This window comes from Nonomuraea sp. NPDC050451 (assembly GCF_044458585.1).
The window spans coordinates 1-3361 of the sequence record NZ_JBITHZ010000101.1 but is presented as its reverse complement, the minus strand read 5'-3'; the positions used below and the strand labels follow the sequence as shown (position 1 = coordinate 3361).

The window sequence follows — 3361 nt, the reverse complement described above, 5'->3', positions numbered from 1 at the left end:
TCGACGGTGATGAGTCGCGATCCCTTTCTCGGGATCGCCATGAGAAACCTCCTGCCCTGCTCTCTCACTGTTCGTGGGTGGCCGAGAGCAGCGAGAAACGACGAGAGCCAGTCGCAACCGTAATCTCTGTTCAGGCTGCTGATCGACAGGTTTACTCAGGCGAGCGGCAGAGCAGCGGAGATCACCCAACCCTACGAAGGCACGTAAGGGGTGTTGTGGTGGTGAACGAACCGAGGGTTCGAGCTGTCAGGATGGCGTTGGAGCGAGCGAACCTAGTGGGGCACTCCTTCCGGCGCTCCTCCACTTCCTGTGACGCCAGGCGGGGGTTGATCTATGCACCCTTCTGTCGGCGCCGCTCCTGAATGATCTGTGCGGCCGTCAGCCCGCACACGTGCTGCACGAACCACGGGCGTTCGTTTGCGGCTTGCTTTCCGTCCCACTGCTTGGTGTCCTGCTCGGGCCTGTTGAGCGGCGGGGATACCTTGGCGGGTCGGTAAGTGGCACGCCAGTGTTGACCGGTCCCGTAGGTGGGGTTCCAGTAGGTGTAATCGCCGCCGACGACCGGCTCAAGGTCGAGGTTGATTATGAGGCGTCCGTGATCGAACAGGTAGACCCCGAACACGTCCTGGCCACAGTCATTGCACCGTTTGGGTCCTGTGGTCATGCGGTGTCGCCGCCGTGCGGAGTGTGTGGCGGTCGAATGCGGGACTGCGTGTTGTGCAAGAGAGCTGATTGCCAGGCCAGCGCGGACGCAAGCGCGATGACGTCCTCCCGATGGACGGTCCGCATGACGCCTGCCGTCGCCATTTCCAGGGTGAACGTCCGGCGCAACTGGGCCGTCCACCACACGTGCCCGGACGCATCGCTCTCATACTCGATGTCCCAGCCCGGATAGGTGTTGCGGAGCACCGAGAGTTGACGGCCACGCAGGTCCACTAGGAGGGCGGCGTCCGTGACAACCTGATGGATATCTGGGTCAGCGGTCCATCGCACCGCATGGAGTTCCGCGTCGGCCATAGTGTCCGGGTTGTTCATGTCCCATTGCACGGTTCCATCACAGTCGCCTGTGGTACGACTGCGGGAGAGGACACTGGAGGCGCACCCGGCTATCCGCCTGTGTCCGCCCGTCCCCCGGAGGTGGTGCGCGCGATGAGCAAGGTTCCGGTCTGGGCCGGTCGGCTACGTACCGAGCGGACCAGGCGAGGGTGGTCTCAACGGGATCTCGCCATGCAGTTGTCCAAGGTCGCCGACAGGGTGCTGCCTGAACCGGAGAGCATGGTGCGCAGGATCCGAGACCACGAGTGCGGGAAGCATCGACCGGACGATGAGTATGCCGAGTTGTATTGCCGCGTGTACGGGTTGAGCGAACACGCTCTATTCGACGGCGTTGACGAAGAGACGTACCTCGGTGACGAGATCGACGCGATGGAGCTCGCCCGTCGAGCAGGGGCCAGCGACGTCGGCCGGGAAACCCTGGAACGGCTGGAGCGCGCTGTGGATGACCTGGCGTCGGCCTACCCCTGCACGCCCCCGGCCGAGTTGCTTGGACGGGTGAAGCGGCACCTGGAGTACGTCGTCCGGCTCATCGACGGCAGGAAGACTCTCGCCGAGCATCGGCGTCTGCTCGTGGCCGGTGGCTGGCTGTCACTGCTCGCCGCAACCTGCCACATCGACTTGCGGCAATACCCCGCCGCCGCAGCCCGCCTGCGGACCGCTGGCCAGTTGGCCGACCATGGTGAGCAGCCCGAAATCAAGGCATGGTGCCTGGAAACGGAGGCATGGCAGGCCCTCACCGAGGGTGAATACCAGCACGCCATGATCCTCTCCCAGGGAGCGCAAGACGTCGCCTCCCGCAGAAGCTCGGCCTACATCCAGGCGACAGGGCAGGAAGGCCGGGCCTGGGCACGGATGGGGAAAGGAACCGAGACCAGGGCCGCGCTCAACCGGATTCACCAGATGGTCTCTCCCATGCCCATGCCGGACCGGCCAGAGCACCACTTCCGCTACGACCCTGCCAAGAGCGAGGCCTACACCGCGACGACACTCTCATGGCTGGGCGATCCCGCGGCGGTGGGCTACGCACGGCAGGTTCTCGCACGGCTGGAGTCCACCGAGGACGGTGGGCCGCGTCCCCGTAGAGCCGCCTCCGCTCGTCTCGATCTGGCCCTGGCCCTGCTCGCCACGGACGAGCCGGGAGAGGCCGGCCACATCACCCTCCAGGCTGTCATGAGCGGGCTGCTCGTGCCCTCGAACTACTGGCGGGCCAAGGAGGTCATCGGGGGCGTCGAAGGGCACGGCCTGGCTGAAGCCGTCGAACTACGCGAGGCCTACCGGGAGTTGTACGGTCGGTCGTCGAAGGCGGAGCGACCACAGCTGAGCGCTTGAACGCGGCCTTGCCGTCGAGTATGGACATTGTGCATTGCACGGCCGTGACGATCGCCGGCTTCGGTACCCGCCTCTCGGGCTGGGGCGATCGGCTGCCGCGGACCGACTGCGTCGGTCCTTGCCACCGGTTTGTCGGGCATCATGCGGGGTGTGAGTACCGTGGCCAAGATCGCCCGGGACTGAGACTAGAGCAAGGTAGCCGGTGCCATGGATCTTGCGGGTCTGGCGCACAAGCGTCTGATCGGAGTGTTAGTCGCCCAGATCGTGCATGAAACCAACGCCCCTGAAGTCATCGATGTGTGGCTGCGCTTGGAGTCAGTGACTATTGGCGTCGAAGTCGCCGCCGATTGGTCGTTTCGGATCGAGCCATGCGAACCAGGGCCGAGCTACGTGATGGAAGAGCTTGGCAGCCGCGTAGATGTGATCTCCGCCCCGGATGGTGTTCCTTTCGTACGGCACATCGGCGGACGGCTCGTACGCGTTGTCGAGCGGTTAGGCGGCGGGGTGGACGGCACCGAGCGTGTGGGAGCGGAGTTCGTGTTCGACTCGGGGACTGTAGTCGCAGAGAGCTTTGGTGGCGACCTGCGGATGACCAGCGGCTGACTCACGATGGAGGCAACTTCCCAGGTTGTGTTCCTGGAGTCTTGATCGCCCTGCGATACAGGGTGGATTTGCTTGCTGAGGAATGCTTCCCATCTGCTGTACAGCAGCGCGTACAGCAACGCCGTCCTACCCGATCGCATGTCGACTCTCCACGATCACCACATGAGCAGGACAGTCGCGCGTTGACGGGACGTCTGCCCTGCCCTTGTAAACAGAAGGTCAGGGGTTCGATTCCCCTCGTCGGCTCTGCGTGATGAAGCCCCTGAGCAGGTGTTACTTGCTCAGGGGCTTTGCATTTGTCAGGACAATTATGCGATCTTGCTAACACGCTTGCTAACAGCGCTCCCGATATTGTTGGGATGTCTCAGCCCTC

The 3361-nt window shown here is 63.9% G+C and carries 4 protein-coding genes; 2 read left to right on the top strand and 2 right to left on the bottom strand.

The window, feature by feature from the left end:
- Nucleotides 1–331: 331 nt before the first annotated feature.
- Both ACIBI9_RS67760 and ACIBI9_RS67755 read right to left on the bottom strand, forming a co-directional pair.
- Nucleotides 332–622 carry a hypothetical protein gene (locus tag ACIBI9_RS67760; protein ID WP_397239650.1) on the bottom strand — a complete coding sequence of 97 codons (291 nt, stop codon included), beginning with the start codon at nucleotides 620–622 and terminating at the stop codon, nucleotides 332–334.
- Between the two features lie 38 nt (nucleotides 623–660).
- Nucleotides 661–1035 (bottom strand): hypothetical protein, encoded by a 375-nt coding sequence (locus tag ACIBI9_RS67755; protein WP_397239648.1) that lies wholly within the window; start codon nucleotides 1033–1035, stop codon nucleotides 661–663.
- A 192-nt stretch (nucleotides 1036–1227) separates the two neighbouring features.
- On the opposite strand from ACIBI9_RS67755, the gene ACIBI9_RS67750 reads away from it, so the two are divergent.
- On the top strand, nucleotides 1228–2385 hold the full coding sequence (locus ACIBI9_RS67750; protein WP_397239646.1) for a hypothetical protein: 1158 nt from the start codon (nucleotides 1228–1230) through the stop codon (nucleotides 2383–2385).
- A gap of 207 nt (nucleotides 2386–2592) precedes the next feature.
- Nucleotides 2593–2988, top strand: coding sequence for a hypothetical protein (locus ACIBI9_RS67745; protein ID WP_397239644.1), 396 nt, complete (start codon nucleotides 2593–2595; stop codon nucleotides 2986–2988).
- Nucleotides 2989–3361 lie beyond the last annotated feature (373 nt).